This is a genomic window from Aneurinibacillus thermoaerophilus (assembly GCF_019603355.1).
Taxonomy (GTDB): Bacteria; Bacillota; Bacilli; order Aneurinibacillales; family Aneurinibacillaceae; genus Aneurinibacillus; species Aneurinibacillus thermoaerophilus.
In genome coordinates, this window is record NZ_CP080765.1 from 1 (window position 1) to 18634 (window position 18634).

An 18634-nucleotide genomic window follows, 5' to 3' on the forward strand; every position below is an offset into this window, starting at 1 on the left:
TATTTTTTCCTTCCTTTATATATAGCATTGGAGGTGAGGTGTATGAGTAGTGGCTAAACAAAGGGACCCTAGAAGGGATGAAGCGTTTGAAATCTATAAGCAGCATAATGGCGAAATTACAAATCGTGCTATTGCGGAACAATTAAATGTCCCAGAAAAGACTATTGGGGGATGGAAGTCAAAAGACAAATGGAAACAAAAATTAGCTGGTGAAACAGAAGAGTTCAATGGAGTACTCCAATCAGATAAACGGAGTACTCCAAAAAAAGAACGGAGTACTCCGAATAAAGGTGGGGCTCCCTTAAATAATAAAAACGCTCTAAATAATCGTGGTGGAGCTAAAAAAGGAAACCAACACGCAGTCGGAAACAGCGGCGGAGCGCCATTGCGAAATGATCACGCTGTAACACACGGCCTATTCCGTAAGTTCCTTCCGGATGATGAGGATACACAGGAATTAATGGAAGCTATTGATGAACGCGGACCGTTAGAAATGCTTTGGGATGCAATCGTCATTAAGCATACAAACATCATCCGATCCCAGCAAATTCTTTTTGTACAGGATAAGGAAGATGAAACGCGAGTTATCAAAAAGCTTAAGGGCATGGTTCCATCAGGCGGCAGCTCGGATGATGGTGAATCCGGTGGTGGCGCTGGTTTAGTCGAGGAAATTGAATACGAGTACCAGCATGCTTGGGATAAGCAAGCAAAAGCGCTTAATTCTTATGCTCGGGCCATGTCTGAACTGCGTGGGCTCATTAAGGATTATCTTACTCTTAGTGGAGAAGATGATCATCGCCGTCTGCAGCTGGCCAAGATGCAACAGAGCATGAATGTTGAGCAAGAAAAACTCAAACTGGCAAAAGAAAAGTTTGAGCTTGAGAAAGCGAAAATAGTTGGCAACAACAAGGATAAAGCTTCTACCATGTCACCAGAAGAAAGGAGAGCAAGAATCGATGCCCTTGAGCGAAAGCGAAGAAATTGAATACTTACGACTTCTTGAAGAGGAAGCGGAGTATATGGCTGGGCAACATTTAGTCTCTTTTCTTGAATATGAAAGTGATGGTATGTGGAAGTCAGCCCGGCATCTGGAATACCTCTGTGAAAAGCTTGAAGCAGTAGAGCACGGGGAAATTCGGCGCTTAATGGTATTTATGCCACCGCGGCACGGTAAGTCGGAAGTAGTTTCCAAGAAATTCCCTTCCTATTTTCTTGGCAGAAATCCGGATAAGGAAGTTATTATCTCCTCTTATTCAGCAGATCTGGCATACGACTTCTCTCGTATTGCCCGAAACACGTTGAAAGAGTGGGGGATGCGATTATGGGGCGTCCAGGTAGCTAAAGATAGCGGAGCAGTTGGTCGATGGGGAATCGAAGGGACGCGCGGCGGATTTACAGCAGCTGGTGTAGGCGGCCCTATTACCGGTCGTGGTGCACATGTAGCGATTATAGATGACCCGTTTAAAAACTGGCAGGATGCTGCGAGTAAAACCATACGGGAAACGGTATGGGATTGGTATCGATCTACGCTGCGTACTCGTTTAGCTCCGGGTGGTGCGATTATCCTCGTTATGACACGCTGGCATGAGGATGATTTAGCTGGTCGATTGTTAAAGGAGATGAAGGAGGGTACCGGTGAACATTGGGAGGTTGTTTCCTTACCGGCAGTAGCAGAAGAAGATGACGCACTAGGGAGGGAACCTGGAGAAGTATTATGGCCAGAACGTTTCCCTCCGCATGAATATGGAGAAATGAAAAAGGCTGTTGGTACTCGTCTTTGGATTTCGCTTTATCAGCAGCGTCCAGCACCAGATGAGGGGCAAATTTTCAAACGCGATTGGTGGAAATATTACAAAGTCATGCCGTCACGGTTCGACGAGGTTATTCAGTCTTGGGATTGCACATTCAAAGATAATAACGACAGTGATTATGTTGTCGGGCAAGTATGGGGGCGCATCGGGGCTGATAAATACTTACTCGATCAGGTACGGGATAAGATGAGTTTTCCTGCGACTATTGAAGCTATCCGATCTTTATCTGCAAAATGGCCAGAAGCTCATGCTAAATATGTAGAAGATAAAGCAAACGGACCTGCGGTTATCGCGACTTTAAAGAGAGAGATAGCGGGGTTGATTCCTGTGAACCCGGATGGTGGGAAAATCGTAAGAGCACAAGCGGTTTCACCATCGATCGAATCCGGAAATGTGTTCCTTCCTGATTCTAGCATTGCACCCTGGATACATGATTTTGTTGAAGAGTATGCAGCATTCCCTAATGGAGCTAATGATGACCAGGTGGATGCTGGTACACAAGCTCTGAATAAGCTTGAGAATTACTCCGTAGAAATTGTAGTTGAATCCTCACGCATGAGCATGGCGGATATCGCTGGAAGTTACTAAAAGAAGGGGGTGAGAACGTGGGATTATTAGAACGAATTTCATCTTTCTGGCGGAGAGGTTCGCCAAATGAAGCGATCCAAACAGAAACACAGGTGCCGGAAAACCAAACGCCCATCACGCACAGTAGCGAAATGGTCGATGAAACATACTACTTGTACAAAATGATGCAGGTAGAAAACGACCGTCGGGCTGTATTGCGTGATGTAGAAAATATGCTGGAAAGCGACCCACTCATCGACGAAACAAACTCCCGGATTGCTCGGAAAGCCGTGCGCGGGGGTATTTTTATTACCGTCACTGGTAGCGGTAAGCATCAAAAGCGTATAGCAACGAGAACAGGAAGAAAACCAGGGCGTGGAAGCGAACTCGCTAACCGCGCACAGGGAATCATCGATCGTTTTTGTACTCGCTGTAATATTGATGCGAATGCCGTTTTGTGGGTATCCCGCATGATATCTGATGGCGACTTATTTCTTAACATTGTAGTAGAGCAGATAGCGGAAGAATTACGTATTGGTTCAATTCGCTGGGTTCCGGCCATAATCATGAAACGGAACGAAGATCAATTTGGGCAATTCATCGATATCAACCGCGCCTTTTCGGAGATTGACCCGCAAAAAGGCATGTATTATGCCACAGTGATTCCAGATAATGCAGTTCGGCACTTTCCGCTTTGGGCAATCAATCATATTCGCTGGAAGTATCGTGGTGGCTTGTATGGAAATAGCCAATACAAAGCCATTCGCAAACTTTCACGACAAAATGCCACGACTGATGACGATATGGTTGTACGCCGTAGAACGCGTGCTCCGCTTCGTAGGGTTCACAATATTGGAAGTAAAGAGAATCCAGTAGATTCAAAAGTCGTTGAAAAATATAAACAAGAACATAGAGACGCAATTGTTAATGGTAAATATACGCCCGTTACCGATTACTATCACAACGGTATGGGCGATGTGAAAAATCTTGAAGGTGATGGTAATCTAGACAAAATCGCGGATGTGAAATACCTGTATGATAAGCAAAACACCGGCACTATCATTCCGAAAGGCCTTGTCGGGCATGCAGAAGATATCAACCGCGACGTTTTGGACGATCAGAAGGAAGAGTATTACGACACAATCGAAGATATCCGCCATCTGCTTGAATATGGTGACGGCGGCCCATTCTCCGGCTTGCGTGCCATTATTGATTTTGAACTGCTGCTTCATGGCATCGATGTGGAAGCAACAGGGTTGACGTATGACATTATGTTCCAACCACTACGCAATGAAGCGCCAAGCGACATAATTGACCGCACGATAAAAGCGCGGAAAGCAGGTATGCTTGATCATAGAACATCTGTTATCAATATTGCTCACATTTTCAATATAGAAAACCCTGAGCTTATCATACAAGCACTAGAGGATGAAAAGCAGTCTAAAAACAAGTGGAATGAAATAGCCCCATTATCTGATTCGCTTTTTAGCCGAAACATTAGAGGCTATAAGGCATTTGTGGATGCGGACGAGGAAGAAGAGGAAAACCCGCCGCACCTAAAAGGCATGAATAAAATCGAAAAAAAGACGCTGAAAATCTGGCAGCAGCGTTTCGCTCGTGAAGAAGAAGCGGTCATGCAGATTGAAATTCCGCTGAGTTCAGTTATGCTGGATGCGGAAGATGGTGAAAAACAAGAGGTTTATCTCACAGAAGAGGAAATCACCGCTTTTCTTGCCGCTGTAACCGAAGTGCAGCAGCATGACCAGGAAACGTACGCGGCTGAGCTTTCTTATGTGTATGTGGCATCCGGTGAGATTGGCGGTCAGCTGGCGGCGGCTACGGTCGGTATTAAGTTTGATCTGTTCAAAGAAGATATTCTTGAAGATTTACTCATTCATTCATCTAAACGCATCGTCAACATCGATGAAACGACTCGGGAAGCCATCCGGGAAGCATTAGGAAAGGGATACCTTGTCGGAAGTAAAAAAGAGCTTATCAAGCTGATTCATGAAGCGCTGGGCGAGGTTTATGCTAATGCATACCATAACCGTGCAGAGATGATTGCGCGTACGGAATCAATGTGGGCTTACAACCGCGCGGCCGATCGCATTTATGACGAGGTAGAAGACCTGGAAGAATTCGAAGTGCTGGTTACAAAGGATGAGCGAACTTGCAAGAAGTGTAAAAAGTTTATCGGGCAGACGTACACCCGTGAAACGGCCCCGGAACTGCCAGCGCATCCGCGTTGTCGTTGTGTGAAAGTGCCGAAGTTCAGAAAGGAGGATAAGTAATGAAAAGAAGCCTAGCATTTCTTTTGTTGCTCGGGTTATGCGGTTGTAGCGGCGTTAATAGTATCTCGCCAAGTGAGCAAACCTGGATAAAAGCGGATGCCAAAACAAAAGAGGAACAGGATGCATTTAACGATACAGGGCCAGCTAGGGCGTTCACCTCTGATCCTTTTTCTAGCTTGTTTCGTCCGTACAGTCCTTGGGACCCTTATCAAAATTGAACGTATATGGAAAAAGGTTAAAGGATTTCTTGGCATCTTTCGCACACGCGATCTTATGAGATTAAACTTAAAAAAATAGCGACGCTCTATCATCAGCAGTGTTGCTTTTTTTATTGCCAAAAGAAAGGAGTGTAAAACATTCATGAAAGAAACAACGATGCTCTTTCTGGATAACCAGGAGAGTCAAAATACCAACAATGCTTTTTCAGCTTACCTTGATAGCGTAATTGCATATGCATCACTGGTAGACAGTGGCGGCGTTGGGTTTATCCCCGGCAAGAAAACGTATCGTATGCTGGGAACCAAGGTAGATGTCGTAAATGGAAATAAGCGAATTTATCCACGACAAGTCATGACAGACGCCATTAATACGTGGAAAAAGAACCGAAAGGGGGCGATGGGGGAAGCTGGACATCCGCAAGCTTATACAAGAGCGGATGGCACATTAGGATGGCGTTCAGCAATTGAAAATCAGGTTATTAAAATCGTAGACATTCACCATCCTGATGCAGAGGGGAATGTCTATTTTGATTTTCAGGTGTTGGACACACAGAAGGGGAAAGACTTGCAAGCCATTCTTGATGCCGAAGGCCAGATCGGCTGCTCAATGCGTGCCGGTGGAAAAGGTAAGGTTGCCCGTTATAACGGTGAAGAAGTTACAGTCGCTACATTCATTGATCTCTTTGGTTTTGATATGCTGTTTGATCCCGCGTTACCAAACACATTAGGAAGTGTCATTCCGCTGACAGACAGCCAAATTGAAAGTATGCTAGCGGAATCGGCGCAGAAAAAAGAGAACGAGACACAGACTTTTACAGATGAAATTGAGTCTATTCTCGAAGAAATTGAAGCGGCAGAAACATGGAAGGAACTGCGTGAAATTCGAAAGAAAGCCGCAACCATTCCTATGACCGAAGTGGAACGGGCGGCGGTACTAGCCGCATTCAACGCTAAAAACTGCTTTGTTGACAGTCAGAGCGGTGCTCAAAACTTCTCCGATGCAGTTGATCCTTATCTGAAAAAGATTAAGGAAGCGGAGAAGCTCAGTGATTTAGTCATGATTAAAAATGAAGTCGCGGCCGCTGAATTGGATGAAGTAGACCGCTTAGCATTCAATTCTGCCTATTACAGCCGCTTGTACCAAATCAAAGAACTGCAAGAAGTTCTGGAAGACGAAGCGGCGCTTGAACAAAAGAAAGGGCAAGGAAAAATCGGCTTCACAGATAGCCAAAATAATCCAAAGGGGGAAAACAAAGTGAAGTTCACATTCGAAGAATTAATGCAAATGACAGACAGCGAGTTGCAAAAAATCAAAAAGAATAAACCGGAATATGCAGCTATGTGCGATGCAATCCTCGGTTCTCGTGCGGCTGCAACAGCGCAGGAAAGACTTCAAGCTATGGAAGATGCAGAAAAAGAGCGTAAAGCAAAAGAAGAAGCGCTTGCATTTCTGGACAGCGACGAAGTAAAAGACAAGCTGGAGAAGCTGCCGCCTCATATGCGTGAAGGCATCCGCCAGCGGGTAGACACTACCAATCTGGAAACTGCACAAAAAACTTTCAACGATGCATATGAGTTCGCGTTGCAGTTGGTGCCAGCGGAAAAGTTAGCCATTTTAGGATTTGATATTAATCAGGCTATGAACGACCAAAAACGGGCAACCACAAATATTCAAGTTGGCGAAAATCAAGGATGGAAAGAATTCACAGACAAGGTAAATGAAGCGGCTCAGGATGCCTACCGTGCGTTTGAGGGCTTCCGTGACGAGAATCTTGTCAAATTAAACAAGCCGTATGTGGATGCAATTTTAAGAGAATTTGACAGGCGTCATGCCGCACAGTTGCAAGCTTTTGCCGATAATATGGCAACTGGAACATCCACACAATCTGTACTGAGCAGCGTAGCACTGCACCGTACAATCATTGAACAAATGTTCCAGACCATGAGCGCCATGCAGTTTGTAGAAATGATCCCTTTTGAAGGAAAGTACGTTGATATTCCTATTGAATCTTACAGCCGTTCAAATACACGTCCAACCCGTGTAGGTGAATTTAAACCAATGGCAAAAGGTAAACTGGGCTTGGCGTATATCCGCGCGGTAGCAGCAGCACGTAAGATTGCCGGTGAAATTTCACTGGAAGCACAAACCTTCCCGCGTTCTGGTGGACTTAACTATGATGCACTTGGCCGCCTTTCTTACTATATGGGCGGGGATCTGCGTCGTGAGGTATCGCTTGATCTGCATGATGAAATGCTACGAGCTTCTGATGAGTACAATTGCCAGCGCGTAACCAATGAAACGCCGGATGTGAGTGGTGATCGCACGAAAATCACGCTGTTGCGTGGTGGTACTGCTGGCAATCCGAACAAATATATTCCAATTGTGCGTCCGCGTACTCGTACCGAGTTGACAGACAGCGGAGAAGTTACAAAAACATACAATGAAATCATTGTAAAAGTAGACGGCACCACTATCGATCTGACAGGGGCTTTTATTGATTACGAAAATGGCGTGATTGAACTGGCTAATCCGCTTCCAGCTGGCGCGGTTACAGTAGACTACAGCTTTGTAACAAATGTGGTTCTCTTTGATCTTACGCCGCCTAATGGTGTTGAAAAAGAGAAACACTTTACAAATCTCGTTCATATCATCGGCGCACAGAAGGCTCTTATGAGTGCGGAGCCTCGCTTCTTTACACCGAACTTTATGACCATGAGCGAAACGATCAGCAATGAAATCTCACAAGCGGAAGTATTCAAAAACATGCTGGGCATTGCCGGAACAGAGCTGCAACCACAAGGTTATGTCGGCAAGATTAAAAATATCGATGCTTACGAACATAATGAGCCGTGGGTTGGCGGAGATACTCGTTTACTGTTGGGCCGCCGCATGGCAACAAAATACGGGGTTGAAACAAGCTTGACAATGAAAGGGCCGTATCCTACTCGCGATGAAAATGGCGAACTAACAGGCGGGGATGAAATCTACTACTTCCTGAATGACGCCGCATTAACTCCACAAAAGCAAGCATTCCGTACAGTCCGTTTCTACCGCAGCCAAAACTAAGGGAGGCGTAAATAATGGCACAAAGATTTAATCCTGTAGAAAACGGGCCGATCATCGTTAATGGTCGGCTCATTTCTCCTGGTTCGTTTTACGACGCGCCGGAGCATGATTTTGTGACAACTGATAATCCGGAAACGGAAAACCAGTTCGTCATTCCTGGGGAAAAAGATATCACAGTGGAAGAAATGAAAAAGCAACTAACCGAATGGGGCGTTGACTTCTCTGGCCACGACAAAAACAAATCAACGCTGTATGCCTTCTATGTAGAGGAGGCAAAGAAACGTGTCGCTGGCTAATTTAATTGAACAAGTACGTAGCCAAATCCGGGACACAAAGGAACCCTATGTATTTGCGCGGGAGGTACCGGCAACGGAAACCTCTCCCGCCGTTCCGGATGAGTTAGAAACGTTTGTGATGCGGGCGGTGCATGATTATAGCCGATGGCGGCCACTTAAAAAGCGCGGAACATTGTCAATCGTACCGGGAGAAGTAGAATACGTACTTCCGAATGATTTTATACAAATTGATAATTTTGTTTTAAATGTTGGTTTTGATCCGCTACAATATCGGGTTTTGGTGAATAAGATTTACCTTATCCAGCCTCCTATAGATCGGGAGGATGTTATTTACTATTACGACGCATTGCATACACCTGATACCATCCCGGCGTATGATGAACCAGCTATTGTTTCGCTAGCTGCGGCTATGGCCTTACGTGCTATTGTGGGTGACCCCAAAATGCTTCATGACTACATCTCATATGATCTGGAAGGTGTAGTGAAGATAAATACAGAAAACATGACGGAAGCAATAGAACAAATTCTTAAAGCGGCACAGCAACTTGAAGAGCAATATAGTTCTAGAATAGTTACTTCACAAAAAGAAGAAAAAAATTCGCCGTTTATGACATTTGGGTGATACCTTTGCTCCTTGAAAAAATTAAGTCCGATCTTCAAAAAATGTTTTCCGAACATGGGAAAATAGCTTTTTTAATCGAAGAGTCAAAACCAATTAAGAACAATTTAGGGGAAATAATTGCATATAAAACAGAAAAACCAAAACAGGTAATTATTCAGCGTAATTTGACACATCAAGTCTTATCTGAAATGGCTGGCGATGTTAGTACGGGAAATATGGAACTTTTACTCCCAACAAATACACGTATTGTTGAAACGTCTCTAATTGAGTATCAGGGACGTAGATACCAAATCAAAACAGTTACCCCAAAACGAATATTTGGAGAAATCGTCTGCTATCAAGCAGCAGCAGAGAGGGTAGATGGCAATGTTGAACCTGAATGATATTGCAAAGAAGTTATATATGATGTCGGAACCGCTTCATGAAGGCGTGGCGGACGGTATTCATAAAACGGCTGTACGCGTTATGACAAATGCAAAGCGGCGAATAGGAAGCTATCAGGATGGCTGGGCTGTTTTGAAGGATGAAACTGTGCAACGGAAATTCAACAATCCACAAGCAAAAGCAACTGGAGCCGATGCAGATGCACCGCTGAAAGATGACGGTCTTTTGCAGGGTAGTATTACACTTGAAATGCGACGCGATCAGTTAGAAGCAGAAGTGGGAAGCCCTATGATTTACGCAGCTACACATGAATATGGGGACGAGGACAGGGGAATTCCAGAGCGTCCATATTTACGGCCGGCACTGGCGGAGGAAGTGGAAACCCATCTTGAAAATGATATACGAGAAGGGATTAATAGGAGAATGCAGACCTTACGATGATGCGGAATGAAATTGAAATCTCATACGCAACCTTGCGAGATATTATTCATTCTTTTCCTCATCTTTCTTCCCCTCCGCGAACAGTCTTTGATTATGATGTTGAAGCTGTACGAGCGGGGCCATTCCCTTGTGTGGGGATTCGAAAGGTAACCACTTCAATTAAAAAAATGATAGATAAGCATGAAGAATACACCCGCACCGAACATGAAGGTAAACACTACACCTGGTATGAAATTGGACGATACACATTAACATGCACAGTTGCTCTTTTCATGGACGATAGGGATAACGGTGAAGGAATGACCATTAACCCTCTTCCTTTTCTGCGTGAATGGGAGCTGTATATAATGAAAAAAATCAGCAAGCACGTTCGTTTCCCTACCACCGACGATCCAGTTCCAAAGGAAGCGGTTCGTATAAAAACGCTGGGCGAGCGTTTTGAGCAACATGGGAAGCGACTGTATTCAGTTAAAAACACAGTACAAATCTACGGAAAGTTACTAGAAGCAGAAGAACTACTGCCGCCGCTCGGCGAAAGCAGCGGTAACACAAGCTGGGTTATTCATCAAAATCCATCAATATTTAAGCGAAAGACACTCTAAAAATCAGGGGTGTCTTTTTCTTATAACTTTTTAAATAAGGGGGGCATACTATGCCAGTTTTACGAGGCGGTCAAACAGCAGATGATTTTGAAACACTAGATATTTATTTTGAAGAACAGGTGCCAGAAGTTCCTGAGAAACCGCTTGGTGTTTCTCAAAAGGTAATGGGAATTATTGGATACTTCCAGAAAGGTTCGCCGTATGAGGTTCATACGGTTGTAGGCGAGAAAGAGTTTAAGCAAAAAATGGGGGATTTCATTGAAAAATACACTGGGTCCCGTGCTGCTTATGCCGCACTTAAGCGCGGAGTTCAAAAGCTTATTTTAGTAAATCTCCGTGGAAACGGGGCGGCAAAAGCTAGTATTACGTTGAAGGACAGGGCAGCAGAGGCGCAAGACACATTAATTATTCGTAAAAAAGACTTGGGTGAAATCGGTAATGATTGCACTGTGAAAGTGACGGACGGGGATATTTCCGGTACGTTTACCATTACTTTAACGGTTCCTAATATGAAGCCGGAAATTTACAGTAATCTATCTTCCGTGCAAGAAGCAGTTGATGCAATTAACAAACTTTCGCCAGAATTTGAAGCAGAAAATGCAAATAGTAAAACAGAAGCGCCCAACAACATCCCAGCTGTTATCGAAGCTACCAAACTAGCAGGTGGATCGGACGGCACAATCCCAACAACGACGTCCGCTTTGACCAGTCTTTATAAAGGTGGATTTGATTCAAATACGGGAAATAAAACTGGATTGGAGCTTATGAAAACCTCTATGGAGGTAACAGATATCACATCTGATATCTTTGTTTCTGATGCCTTTAATGAAGAGCTAATTAAGACAGCGGAGAAGAAAAATGCCTTCGCATATTTACCAACCGCCTTAAATACAAGTCCTTCAGCAGCTGCTGTCAAGCGCGAAACATATGATACGGAATTCGCTCATTTATCAATTGGTCACGCCAAGAGCAAATCAAAAGGATGGTATGTACCAGTAGCAGTGTGTGACTGCATTGCACACATCCTTACGCCTGTTCAGGATGGAACTGCCGGCTTTACATTTGCTGATATCGAGTCCCTAGATGTTCCTATCAGTGACGAGGATGTTGAGCTTTTGACCAAATCTAATGTCGTATGCATGAGCCAAATCGTCGATGCCGATGGCCAGTTAAGATATGGTTTACGTAGTGATTATACGTTGTCAAAAGACAAGCGATTGCGACAAACATATCGCCGTCGTGTGACATCGCTAATCGAGAAAGACTACTACATCATACTAGCGCCATACAGAAGTAAACATATCTCTCCAAGCGTGCTGGAAGATGTAGAAGCAGTGACACGAAAGTATTTTGACGATGCAAAAACGGCAGAAATTATCCAAGACTATCAAGTATTTTTTACACCACCTGAAAAAATCGGCAACGTAGATGAATTCATCGAAGATCTAACGGTTGATTTATATAACATTGCCGATAAAATCCGCGTTCGCTTGCTAAGTGCGGCTGACGCGATGTAAGCGAAGGAGGAATAAAACATGGCAGCAAAAGATGGCTTGCTAGGTAAAGATTTAAAGATTTCGTATACAAAAACAATAGTCAGCCCATCTGGGGCTCGTACCACTATACCTTTTTCAATCGAGACAGAAAAATTTGACGAAAAACCTATCACCGAAAGAAAGACCAAACATCCCATTGGTGAGCCTTATGAACACACACGCACCATCTGGAAAGGGTGGGAAATCGATCTTGAAGGTGAAATTGTAGATACGACGCCAGATGATCTAATCGAAGAATTGGAGCTGGCCCACCGTCATAACACTCTTATCCCTGAATTAGAGGTCATTACAACGGAAACATACTTGGATGGAACCGTTCGTAAATACAAATACACAGCAGATGGTGGTGTGCGTATTGTAGAGTTTGAAAAGTCCGGTGATGGCGGGGATAATGCTCGGAAATTCAAAATGAAACTAAAAGCGATGAGACGTGACCGTATTTAATTTGGATATAAGAATTAAGTAAAAGAAAGGATTGTGAATTACATGGCAGAAATCACACTCTCTACTGGTAAAATTATCAAAACACGCGAATTAACCGCATTTGACAGTTTCCTAATAAGCTCATTTCTAACCGGATCTATGAGTGAAGAAGCAGCGGAAAGCAAGTCTATTCCAGCTTCTGTTGCTTTTCAAATGGGACAACTTAACGCTATTTTTTCCGTAGAACAAGTTAACGGCAAAGAAATAAAAAAACCAACGAATCAAAAAACGCTTCTTCAAGCCTTTGCTAACTTCACTGGGAAAGAATTTGATGAATTTCAACGAAAATTAAGTGAGGTGGAAAGCGAAGAAAAAAAGAAAGAAAACGCCAATACTGGCGAGAACAGCAATGGTTCATTGAATGCCTCGAAATCGGAAGATGGAGCAAAGGAGCAATAACGTGGCAAGATGCGCTTAATATGCCGCACAGCATGCGAGAAATAGCGTATGAACTGCTGCGGGAAGCGTGGGAGAAAGAGAACGACCTATAGAGGTTGTTCTCTTCTTCTTTCCAATATTTTAGTTAAAATCATAGAAATAAACGGAAATTTATTCTAAAATCTTGGAAAGGGGTGAATGAAAATGAAAAAAATATTTTTAGCGCTTGGCATCATTTGTTCGTCTTTCGTTGTAGCGCTTCCGACTGCAGCCGCTCAACTCAAACCATTACAAACATCTTCTATCTACCAAACTGCACATGTGCAACTATCATTTGAAGGTGAGGAATTTGATTTACCTAAAAAGCTAATCTATGCCCGTGACGAGCTAATGTTTCCGGCAAAATCGTTTCTGGATATGTTCGATGTAAAAAGCACGTGGAATGCAAAGACAAAGACATTCACTGTCATTGATGGAGAAGTCATTTCTACATTTCAAGTCGGTAATAAAATAGCCTATATTGGCGGAGAAAAAATCGAAATGGATGAGCCGCCTGTTATCATTAACGGCACGCTTTACGTAGAAGCTGCAGCTCTAATTGTGTCTATTTATTGTATTGCTGATTGGATCGGCCCTAATATATTAGATATTAGAAACTATGTAGAATCTGAAAATGAAAGTCAGAACACCGAATATATAACTGCCGATCCGTTTGATACAGAGGTTAATTATAATTAATAAAATATATTATTATGAAAACACTCAACACTCTCTTAAATATAGAGGGTGTTTTTTTATTGGGATGAGGTGAGCGAAAAAATGAGTATGGTGTTTAACGCTAGTGTTTTGATTAATGCGGTTGACCGTACTTCTCATGTTCTTCGTAGGATAGGGAGAACAGCAGAGCATACGTATAGACAAGTACAAAATTTAAATAGAATGAACATTAGCAGTGCCCCTATTGTAGTTCTTCGCAACATGCAGCAACGCTTAAATGCAACAACCGCCAGCTTTCGAGAATTTAATGCAGCGACTAACGCTATTCAAGCGCACCATACATTTACAAAGATCGAAAAATCTATCGCTCGCACTCGAAGAGAATTGTCTTTGCTTGGATTTGGGAAAACAAAGGCGGAAATTCAAGCGTTAGAAGGCCAATTGTACAATTTAGCGAATGTACGAATGGACAATCTACGCGACCAAATCAAGCTCACCGAACGGGCATTAGAGCAGATGAAGAAAAGCGCAGATGCCTCCAAGTATGCAGAGGAAATCAAAAAGGCAGAGGCGGCACTAGCAAGCTATAAGAAGCAGCTCCAAGATGTAAATGCCGTGCAGAAGATGGCCGAGGTCAACGGCTATAATGTCATGAAGGCTTTCGGCAAGGATGTATTTGTAAAACCGTTAGAATGCTTCCAACGGTTCAAAGCGCAGGTAACAGGCTTTTTCAATGCTGACCTTGCTATGCTTGCAGGCAAGACGTACAAAACGATTGATGGAGCGGCCAAAGCCATTGTTGGCGCAACTGACACGATCCAGGAACAACGTCGTAAGGTGCAACAGCTTGCCACCACCTATCAAACGCTTGGTACGACCATCAATACGATGGTAACACCTTTTATTTTGGGGCTAGGTGCTGCATTTGCCTATGTAGGTGCTAAAGCAGAACAGGCTTACTTTAAGTTTGAAGCACAGACACTCACTCCACGCGTCAACATGAAAGAATACAAAAACGCAATGGCAGATGTATACGCAGAGACAGGACAAGCACGTGAAGAAGTATCGAAAGTATTTGCTTTTTTGAAGAATAAATATGATTTAACAGCAGAAGCGGCGAAAAGTCTAGCTACAAAAGGTGCAGACTTTGCTGATGTATGGGCATCAGGTGACGCGCAATCTAGCATAAAGGCCATCGAGACGATGCGAAAGACCATGCGACTGCTTTCCATCGACGAAGAACAAGCAGCAAATGCCCTAGCACTAGCAATGAAACGAACAAATGGGGATTGGGAAGAAGCTGCTAAATCGCTCACGCAATACGGCGACGTTTATAAAAAACTTGTTACAGGACAGAAAATTACAGAGGACGATGCCAGAGCGGCTGCGGAACGAAATGTTGCGAAAGCTATTCGTGAGCAATCTAAAGAATACATTCGCTTGCAACGAGAAAAGAAAAGGTTGGAGAAACAACGAGACGCTACGAAGGATAAGAACCAGAAGGCAATCATAAACCAAGCTATCGCCAATGTAGAGAGCGATATAAAGCGCATGCAAGAGAACTTAGGGAAAAACCGTGAAGAAATGCTGCAACGCGAAATAAAAATGATGATGCAGCTTCAAGAACTTGATCCGTTGAACGCCTATCAGAATATGGGGGATGCTGAAGCAGGCGTAGAGGCAATGGCAAAAGCATGGCGGAATTTTGCTAACGTAATAGAGCAATTATTCGATGCGCTTGGTCCTACCATAGAAGCAATAGGAAACAAACTAACGGGTATGACAGCAGCTGCTACTGAATTTTTGCGTAACAATCCTGGTTTTGCCACCTTTGTTTCGCACATATTGGCCGGAGGTGCAGCCCTTACAGTTTTCGTAGGTTTGCTGGCTCCTTTGGCGTATGGTCTACTCTTTTCAAAAGATGCATTTTTAGCGTTAGGTCTTGCCATGAAAGGGATGCAGGCGGGCGCGATGGCTGTTCTTCCTCCTCGTGTCGTACAGATGGCCAAAAGATTCGATATGTTTAGGAAGGCAATTATAGGATTGCCTAAAATGCTCGCAGGACTTGGCCCAGCTTTGGCTACGGCGTTTAGGGTAGCCCCTCTCGCACTAGCAAAATTTGTGGCGGACTTTGTAAAGCTCAATCCAATGCTGACTGCTTTCTCTTTGCTAGCCACTGTGATTATTGATAACTGGGAACGCGTTGGTCCCTTATTAAAAAAGATATGGGAAGATATCAAATATGCTTTCAAACCTGTTCTTGACTTATTCCGTGATGCAAATGGCAATATATGGCCAAAGATGCGCCGAATCCTTGAGGAAATCAGTAGGGTAATAGGGGATATACTGGTCGGCGCTTTACAGGTTATCGAGCCGCTAATTCGTGGTATTGCCCAAGTGATTAATGGTGATTTCAACAAAGCTGCTCAATCATTCGAAGAAGCTTTCAAAAATATCGGATCGATTTTTGATACGATTTTCAAAAACTTCGACTTAACCAAAGCTATTGAGTTTGGGTTAAAAATTGGTGGGTCGATTCTTGATGGCATCACAAAGGCTTTATCAACTGGACTAAAAAAACTATTTGAGTTAAACGTACAAGCAGTAGCTTCCGGTGACGTGGGAAAAATCGCAACTGCGCTTACAGCCGATTTGCTTGTTGCTGCAGGTGCCGCACTTCTGGCCGCTCCCGCTTTCCGTGCAATGAAAGCCATGTTTTCCATGGTAGGTGGGAAAGAAGGTGCGGTAAGTGGCGGTCGAAAAGTCGGAGCGATTGCTGCTGGTACTACCCGTACTACAGTCCAAAAAGTAAAAACAATATATGAAACGGTTAGACACCCGAGACAAGCGATTGCTACTGCCTTATCCCCACTCTCAGCACTCGCAGGATATGCAATGGCTGGGATGGGTATTTCTTCGCTCGCAACCGCAAGACAGCGCCAGACAATGCGCCAAAAAGGTCTTGGATTAAACACAGCGGATATAGAACGATGGGGATTGCGAGAAGGACGTACAATTGCTTCCACACGTGATTTACAGCGAAACATCACTCAAACGGGCCGTTATAACGGCCGGCAAATTTTTATGGCGCGGCAAAGTTATCTATCCCGTATGCTGTTTGGTCAGAAATTCTACACTTATCAAGGTGGCCGCATTCAGCGAGATGCGAATGGAAACATCATGCGAGACGCAAGCGGGGCTATTATGTACACTCATGCACAACGAAACTTGCTTATGCGTCGTGGCGGTCTTTTTAATCGAAGAGGTAATGATGATCGCATTGTAGACCGTAACATTTGGAGTGAACGCTATACTCGCGCAAGAGGGGCTATTATTGCAGCAAGAACACAGGTGAGATCATTTGCTCAAAACCATCTCATTGCGCCACTGGCTACCCCGATTCGTAATAAAGCACAAGAGTATGCTATTGGAGCAAAAATGCTCGTAGATCCTGTTAAACAAGGAATAGAGGGAAAAATCATTGGGGCAAAGATGTTATATGATAGCTTTACCGGTTCACGATTCGCAAAAGGTGCGAGCCGCTTAAACAACTATGTTACAGACCGAATGGAAAAGGCAGGATTAACCAATCACTACGCTAATATGTTCCGCACAAAAGATTCGGCCGGGAACCCTCTGACGCGTCGCCAGCAGATGATGAACTTCGTGAAAACCGGCGTAACAGGAACAGCAAAAACAGGTTTCGGTATTATCGGCGGCACCGCTAGAAGAGTGGTAGGTGCTGGGCGTATGGTTGGTAAAGGAATTGGCATGGCTGGGAGCGGTATTGGCATGTTAGCAGCTGGCGCTATGGCCTTCGCTCCATGGTTGGCCATTGGTGCTCTGGCAGGTGGAGCCTTATACAAAGGGCTATCTAAAGGGGCGGACGGAAAAAGTGATCCATCCAACGTGGCCAAAAACATTGATAAAATCACGATGGATATCCAAAAGAACGGCGGAAACCGTATTCGCGCTTTCTGGAAAGTATTCACCACTGAAGGTCCAAAGGTTCTCCGCGCGGTTGGTAATTTAATAAAAACAACATTCCAAGTGATAGCAAAAGCTTTACCACCTATCATGCAACAGGCATGGAATTGGATCAAGTCTATGGCAGGGGCGGCGTGGAACTGGATTAAAACAAACGGATTAACCTTGCTCAGCAACTTAGCATCCGGGGCAATGTCGCTTTTAGGAAAGGCATGGAACTGGGTTAAAACAGACGGCATCCGCTTGTTCGGGTTGTTAATCCAATGGTTACTTGGTACAGCTTTGCCTGGCCTTGTTGTAGGCATTATCAAATTACTAAAAGGTGCTTGGGAATGGGTAAAATCAGATGGGATGCGCTTATTGGGAGAGCTATTTGATTGGATCATTTTCACAGCCCTTCCCACTTTAGCTTCTTCCATCGTAAAAGGACTATTATCTGCCTTTACTTCTGTTTGGGAGAAAGTAAAAGAATTGTTTGGTCAAGGAGTAGAAACAAAAGTTAAGGTCGATTATAGCGTACCATATGGGCCACCAGCCCCGAAAACTCGACCAACTCCACCTGTCACTCGTAAAGTAGACAATAAAGAGGTATTTAATCCAGCGGCACAAAAGAATTCGTTTTTACCATACGCTCTTACGAAATATGTTGAAAAGAAAGCTAATGGAGGTATTGTAGGTGCTGGAAATAGTATCAAAAAGTTAGCTAATGGCGGTATGGCAGGTAAAGGCGGAATTGTTAAAGTTCCTACATGGGTAGGAAACGGAGAAGCAATTGCAGGAGAAGTACCTGGACAACCAGAGATGGTAATTCCGCTACATCCGAGCAGGCGCGCTCGTGCAATTTCGTTATGGCAACAAACTGCAAGATTGATTGGCATAAAAATGTTTGCTAATGGTGGCATTGCAGGTTCGTCGTACCGTGTTCCGTTCCTTGGCACAATTCGAGAAATGTTTGCGCCACAAGAACAAGGTCAGGGTCAAAGTACGAAAAGAGAATTATCTCTCTCTACCTCTTCACAAAGCAGCACGCCAATTGTCATTCAGTTTGGTGACATCAATATAAATGGTGGCAGTAACAGAGAGGAAATCGGAGTATATGTACAAGAAGAACTGGCCAAATTCGCCAAAGAGCTACCGGGAATTATCGAAGCAGTCATCCGGAAGAAACGTCGGAATAATGCTTCTTATCGCCCTGGTTTATCCCAGTAGAAAAA

At 44.0% G+C, this 18634-nt stretch carries 15 protein-coding genes; all 15 read left to right on the top strand.

The features are described from left to right. Positions 1-49 precede the first annotated feature (49 nt). The 15 genes from terS (at position 50) to K3F53_RS18800 (ending at position 18629) form a co-directional block, all read left to right on the top strand. Positions 50-985, top strand: coding sequence for a phage terminase small subunit (gene terS / locus K3F53_RS18730; protein ID WP_220561201.1), 936 nt, complete (start codon positions 50-52; stop codon positions 983-985). Then, positions 957-2399 (top strand): phage terminase large subunit, encoded by a 1443-nt coding sequence (terL, locus tag K3F53_RS18735; protein WP_220561203.1) that lies wholly within the window; start codon positions 957-959, stop codon positions 2397-2399. Before terS ends, terL begins: the two co-directional genes overlap by 29 nt. A 17-nt stretch (positions 2400-2416) precedes the next feature. Beyond that, positions 2417-4669 carry a minor capsid protein gene (locus tag K3F53_RS18740; protein WP_220561205.1) on the top strand — a complete coding sequence of 751 codons (2253 nt, stop codon included), beginning with the start codon at positions 2417-2419 and terminating at the stop codon, positions 4667-4669. After that, positions 4669-4887 (top strand): hypothetical protein, encoded by a 219-nt coding sequence (locus K3F53_RS18745; RefSeq protein ID WP_220561206.1) that lies wholly within the window; start codon positions 4669-4671, stop codon positions 4885-4887. The genes K3F53_RS18740 and K3F53_RS18745 overlap by 1 nt, the downstream gene beginning before the upstream one ends. 142 nt (positions 4888-5029) lie before the next feature. After that, positions 5030-7954 (top strand): hypothetical protein, encoded by a 2925-nt coding sequence (locus K3F53_RS18750; RefSeq protein WP_220561208.1) that lies wholly within the window; start codon positions 5030-5032, stop codon positions 7952-7954. A gap of 14 nt (positions 7955-7968) precedes the next feature. Continuing rightward, positions 7969-8250: a hypothetical protein gene (locus K3F53_RS18755; protein WP_220561210.1), complete on the top strand. Its 282-nt coding sequence runs from the start codon at positions 7969-7971 to the stop codon at positions 8248-8250. Continuing rightward, positions 8237-8872 carry a hypothetical protein gene (locus tag K3F53_RS18760; protein WP_220561212.1) on the top strand — a complete coding sequence of 212 codons (636 nt, stop codon included), beginning with the start codon at positions 8237-8239 and terminating at the stop codon, positions 8870-8872. The genes K3F53_RS18755 and K3F53_RS18760 overlap by 14 nt, the downstream gene beginning before the upstream one ends. A gap of 5 nt (positions 8873-8877) precedes the next feature. Next, positions 8878-9255 carry a hypothetical protein gene (locus K3F53_RS18765; protein WP_220561214.1) on the top strand — a complete coding sequence of 126 codons (378 nt, stop codon included), beginning with the start codon at positions 8878-8880 and terminating at the stop codon, positions 9253-9255. Next, positions 9233-9697 (top strand): phage virion morphogenesis family protein, encoded by a 465-nt coding sequence (locus K3F53_RS18770; RefSeq protein ID WP_220561216.1) that lies wholly within the window; start codon positions 9233-9235, stop codon positions 9695-9697. The genes K3F53_RS18765 and K3F53_RS18770 overlap by 23 nt, the downstream gene beginning before the upstream one ends. Beyond that, positions 9694-10299: a hypothetical protein gene (locus K3F53_RS18775; RefSeq protein WP_220561217.1), complete on the top strand. Its 606-nt coding sequence runs from the start codon at positions 9694-9696 to the stop codon at positions 10297-10299. The genes K3F53_RS18770 and K3F53_RS18775 overlap by 4 nt, the downstream gene beginning before the upstream one ends. Positions 10300-10349: 50 nt before the next feature. Further along, positions 10350-11816: a hypothetical protein gene (locus tag K3F53_RS18780; RefSeq protein WP_220561219.1), complete on the top strand. Its 1467-nt coding sequence runs from the start codon at positions 10350-10352 to the stop codon at positions 11814-11816. A gap of 18 nt (positions 11817-11834) precedes the next feature. Further along, positions 11835-12299 (top strand): hypothetical protein, encoded by a 465-nt coding sequence (locus tag K3F53_RS18785; RefSeq protein WP_091261239.1) that lies wholly within the window; start codon positions 11835-11837, stop codon positions 12297-12299. 42 nt (positions 12300-12341) lie between these two features. After that, entirely contained in the window at positions 12342-12737 is a 396-nt protein-coding gene (locus K3F53_RS18790; protein WP_091261238.1) for a hypothetical protein, read from the top strand. 183 nt (positions 12738-12920) lie between these two features. Continuing rightward, positions 12921-13454 (top strand): copper amine oxidase N-terminal domain-containing protein, encoded by a 534-nt coding sequence (locus tag K3F53_RS18795; protein WP_175493660.1) that lies wholly within the window; start codon positions 12921-12923, stop codon positions 13452-13454. Between the two features lie 81 nt (positions 13455-13535). Next, entirely contained in the window at positions 13536-18629 is a 5094-nt protein-coding gene (locus K3F53_RS18800) for a PspA/IM30 family protein (RefSeq protein ID WP_220561221.1), read from the top strand. Positions 18630-18634: the final 5 nt, after the last annotated feature.

Excerpts from the sequence above, each read along its gene's own strand:
- terL (WP_220561203.1), top strand. The coding sequence starts at position 957 with ATGCCCTTGAGCGAAAGCGAAGAAATTGAATACTTACGACTTCTTGAA.
- K3F53_RS18745 (WP_220561206.1), top strand. The coding sequence starts at position 4,669 with ATGAAAAGAAGCCTAGCATTTCTTTTGTTGCTCGGGTTATGCGGTTGT.
- K3F53_RS18750 (WP_220561208.1), top strand. The coding sequence starts at position 5,030 with ATGAAAGAAACAACGATGCTCTTTCTGGATAACCAGGAGAGTCAAAAT.
- K3F53_RS18755 (WP_220561210.1), top strand. The coding sequence starts at position 7,969 with ATGGCACAAAGATTTAATCCTGTAGAAAACGGGCCGATCATCGTTAAT.
- K3F53_RS18770 (WP_220561216.1), top strand. The coding sequence starts at position 9,233 with ATGGCAATGTTGAACCTGAATGATATTGCAAAGAAGTTATATATGATG.
- K3F53_RS18775 (WP_220561217.1), top strand. The coding sequence starts at position 9,694 with ATGATGCGGAATGAAATTGAAATCTCATACGCAACCTTGCGAGATATT.
- K3F53_RS18780 (WP_220561219.1), top strand. The coding sequence starts at position 10,350 with ATGCCAGTTTTACGAGGCGGTCAAACAGCAGATGATTTTGAAACACTA.
- K3F53_RS18785 (WP_091261239.1), top strand. The coding sequence starts at position 11,835 with ATGGCAGCAAAAGATGGCTTGCTAGGTAAAGATTTAAAGATTTCGTAT.
- K3F53_RS18790 (WP_091261238.1), top strand. The coding sequence starts at position 12,342 with ATGGCAGAAATCACACTCTCTACTGGTAAAATTATCAAAACACGCGAA.
- K3F53_RS18795 (WP_175493660.1), top strand. The coding sequence starts at position 12,921 with ATGAAAAAAATATTTTTAGCGCTTGGCATCATTTGTTCGTCTTTCGTT.
- K3F53_RS18800 (WP_220561221.1), top strand. The coding sequence starts at position 13,536 with ATGAGTATGGTGTTTAACGCTAGTGTTTTGATTAATGCGGTTGACCGT.